General features: G+C 76.7%; 1 protein-coding gene and 1 pseudogene. Both read left to right on the forward strand.

Annotated features, from left to right (window positions below):
- A partial coding sequence (locus ACFXMF_RS47175) for a hypothetical protein (RefSeq protein WP_380021296.1) occupies positions 1-2,770 on the forward strand: 2,770 nt, incomplete at its 5' end.
- A 3-nt stretch (positions 2,771-2,773) separates the two neighbouring features.
- Positions 2,774-3,675, forward strand: a pseudogene (locus ACFXMF_RS47180) (hypothetical protein); the annotation flags it as partial.

A 3,675-nucleotide genomic window follows, 5' to 3' on the forward strand; every position in this document is an offset into this window, starting at 1 on the left:
GGTCAAGGCGCACCTGCGGGACGCGCTGACCTCGTTGCGCGGCGCCGCGCAGGCCGAACCGGGCCTGTTCGCCAACGTCGGCTCCGCCCGCGACCGGGTCAAGGCCGCGCAGACCGCCGCCGATCCGGCCGCCGACCTGGCCGCCGCGCTGGCCGCGCTCGGCGGCGCCCCGCGCGCGAGCGCCGCGCTGCTCCTGGCCACCGCCGACGCCACCGCGCAACTGTCCGCCGGCGCGAGCACGTTGACCGCGCCTCGGGCCGCGCTGGCCCAGGCGCTCGCGAACGGCACGGACGCGCAGGTGGTCGCCGCACACGGCGCGCTCGGGTCGGCGCTGGGCACCGTGCTGGCCACGCCCACCCCCTACCTGGCGGACACCCCGCTGCCGTCCTTCCTCAGCTCCGACCCGCAGGTGTTCGTCACCGACGTGACCGCGCGCATCGACGCCGCCAAGGCCGCCGTGGACACCCAGGTGACGACGGCCCGTACCATCGCCGCCGCGCTGGAGAACCTGGCACCGGAGGACCTGCTCAAGGCGGTCGCCGGGGCCCAGACCCCGAACCAGCTCACCGCGCCGGAGGTGACCTGGGAGTACTTCGACGGCACCCGCTGGCGGGCGATCGGCGCGGCGGGCGCCCCCGCCGTGCTGGCCCTGCAACGCTCGGGCGCCCTGCACTTCACGGTGCCGGACGACTGGGCGCCGGCCTCGGTGACCGGCGACGAACGCCGCTGGTTGCGGGCCCGGCTGGAACGCGGCAGCTTCTCGTTCCTGCGTCAGGTGAGTTGGACCGACAAGTCCGGCGTGCTCAACTTCCTGCCCGTGGTGGAACCCCGGCCGCCGGTGCTGGACCGCTTCGAAGTGTTCTACCGACATGTCGCCGGGCCGGCCGACCCGCGGCACACGCTCGCGCTCGACGACCACGCGTGGGCGGACCTGACCGCCGCCCTCGCCTTCCCCGGCTCCGGCGCGACCCCCTTTCGGCCGATGGTCGAGACCGCCCCGACGTTGTATCTGGGCTTCGACGGCGAACTGCCCGCCGACCGCCTGGGCCTGTACGTCGAGCCCGCCGGCGAGGACCCCGACGCGGTGCCGGTACGGCCCACCTGGGAGGGCTACGACGGCACCGGCTGGGTCGCGTTGGCCACCGACGACGGCACCGAGGGCTTCACCCGGGCGGGCGTGGTCGGCCTGATCTGGCCCGGCACCGGCGGCCCACCCGGGGCACCGGTCACGGGCGCGGCCGACCACACGATCACCCTGCTCGGGCGCGGCGCCGCCGCCCGATTCGCGCCCGGCGACCGGCTGTTGCTCACCGACCTGCGCGGCGGCGAGCCGGTCGTGGTGGCCGCCGCCGACGGGGCGACGCTCACCGTACGGGACCGGCTCACCCGCGCCTACGCCGGCGGCGAACTTCGCGACGCGCCGCCGGCCCGGTTCGGCACGCCTCGCACCTGGATCCGGGCCCGCTTCCCGGCCGAGGCCGAGCCCCCGCAGCCGACCCTGAACGCGCTGGTGCCCAACGCGGCGCAGGTGCGGCAGGTACAGACGATCACCGACGAACTGCTCGGCTCGGCCGACGGCAGCGCCGGGCAGGTCTTCCGCACGCTGCGCACGCCGGTGCTGGACGGCGCCGTGCTGGAGGTGCGCGAACTCGACGGCGACCGGGCCGCGGTCGACCTGCCGCTGCTGCAACGGGAGTTGGCCGAGCGGGCGGGCGCGGCGCTGCGCACCGTGGCCGATCCGCGCACCGGCCGGGTGGGCGCGGTGTGGGTGCGCTGGGACGAGGTGCCCTCGCTGGGCCTGGCCGGGCCGGGCGACCGGGTGTACGTGTGCGACCACGCGACCGGACGGGTGTTGTTCGGCGGGAACGGGCACGGACGGGTGCCTCCCGTGGGGCCGGACAACGTGCGGTTGCGGGTGTATCGCTCCGGCGGCGGCGCGGCCGGCAACGTGCCCGCCGGCGCGATCACCCAGGCGGTCGGCGCGGTGGCCGTGGGCGGGGTGAGCAATCCGCGCGGAGCGAGCGGCGGCACCGACGCCGAAGGTTTTCCCGACGTGTTGCGGCGCGGCCCCGCGCTGCTGCGGCACCGCCGGCTCGCGCTGACCGAGACCGATGTGGCCGCGCTGGCCCGGGAGACCGTCCCGGCGATCGCGGCGGCCCGCGCGTTGGGTGCGCGCGACCGACACGGGCGGGTGTCGCCGGGCGTGGTCCGGCTGGTCGTGGTGCCTCGGGACGGCAGCGACCGGCCGGAGCCCACCGGCGAATTGTTGCGTCGGGTGCGCGACGCGGTCCGGGCCCGGATGCCGGCGGCGGCCCGGCTGGTGGTCGAGGGCGCGCGCTACTTTCCGGTCGGGGTCGCCGCCACGGTGCGGCCGACCCGGGCCGGGGACGCCGGGCCGGTGCGCGGCGCGGTGCTCGCCGATCTGGCCCGCTTCCTGCATCCGCTCGACGGCGGTCCGGACGGGACCGGATGGCCGTTCGGCCGGGGCGTGTACCTGTCCGATCTGGCCCGGCGGCTGGAGGCGGTGCCCGGGGTGGACGTGGTGACCGCGCTCGACCTGACGGTGGACGGGGTGCCGGCCGGCGACGCGGTGCGGCCGGCCGCGGACGCGGTGGTGTGCGCCGGCGCACTGGTGGTGCGGCTTGCCGGGGCGACACAGGGGTCGCCGGGGTCTTCGGCGCCTTCGGGGTCGTCGTGCGCGGGCGGTACGACGGCGCCTTCGGCGTCGCCGTGTTCGCGGTCCTTGCGATCGCCCGGAAGGGAGCGCTGAACCATGCCGCTGTTTCCGCCGAGTTCGGACACCCGACGTTGGCCGGATCTGGTCGCCGAGGTCCGGGCGTTGTTGCCGTTGGAGAGTCCGCAGTGGACCGACCACAACCACTCCGATCCCGGCATCGCGGTGCTCGAAATGCTCGCGTGGCTCGTGGACACCGACGTCTATCGGGCCTCGCGGGTCACCGACCGGCACCGGCGCAAACTGCTGGCCCTGCTCGGGGTGTATCCGGCCGGGCCGAGCGCGGCGCGGGTGGTGCTCTCGGTCCGGTCCGGACCGGGCGCGCCGGCCGTGCTGCCCGCCCGGCTCGGCTTCGTCGCACACGGGGCCGAGGCCGCGACCGGCCTGGAGACGGTGGAGGCGCTGCCGTTGACCGGCGCGGCGGTGGTCGCGGCGGGCACCGACGACGGCACGGCCGGGCGATGGGACCACACCCTCGGCTGGACCGACCACACCCCCACGCTGCTCGGCGGCACCGCGGTGGACGCCCTCGGCCCCGACCCGCGCCCGGGCGCCGCGCTCGTCCTGGGCCTGGACCGAGCGTTGCCGGCGGGCACGACGCTCGCGCTGTACCTGGACGCCGACCCGGATTCCGGCGGCGACGGGGGCGCGGGTGCGGGCGCTCGGGCGGGGTGGGGCGGGGGATTGGGGCGGTATCCGGACCCGGGTCGGGTCGGGGGTGTCGGTGCCTCGGCGGCGCGGTCCGCGGAGGCCGGCTCGGATTCGGTGGATGCCGCGGGTGACCTGCCGCAGGGCGGTGGGGGGTTCGTGGGTCCGGTCGGGGCTGTCGGCACCGCGCCGCACCACGACGCGCGCACCGTCTGGGAGGCGTGGGTGGGCGGGGTCTGGCATCCGCTCGTTTTTTTGTTGGATCGCACTGCGGCGTTGAGAAGATATGTTGT

It is taken from the genome of Embleya sp. NPDC059213, from assembly GCF_042754445.1.
GTDB lineage: Bacteria > Actinomycetota > Actinomycetes > Streptomycetales > Streptomycetaceae > Embleya.